Here is a 264-nt window from a genome sequence, read left to right on the forward strand (position 1 = left end):
TAAGTAGCATTATATGGCTTCAATTTATTTAAAATAGAAATAATAGCGATTCTAGTAAATGACCAGTCATCAAAAGCAACAGGATTTATATCAGAAAAAGAAAGATTACAGTCCAAGCATTTGTAACGCTTAACAAAGGTAATCATTTTTACAGGTTTATCGTTAATAGGTGTAGAAACCAAAGTTCTCTTTTTGTTTCCCTTACTGATGAAATGAATGCTGCCACAGTTAGGACAACATTTTCAAGACGGTTTGAAACAAATA

1 pseudogene is annotated in these 264 nt (G+C 31.1%); it reads right to left on the reverse strand.

Annotation, left to right across the window (positions count from 1 at the left end):
- Positions 1 to 182, reverse strand: a pseudogene (locus DWZ53_RS11380) (ISL3 family transposase); the annotation flags it as partial.
- Positions 183 to 264: the final 82 nt, after the last annotated feature.

The sequence above is a fragment of the Coprobacillus sp. AF33-1AC genome (assembly GCF_003475785.1).
Taxonomy (GTDB): domain Bacteria; phylum Bacillota_I; class Bacilli_A; order Erysipelotrichales; family Coprobacillaceae; genus Faecalibacillus.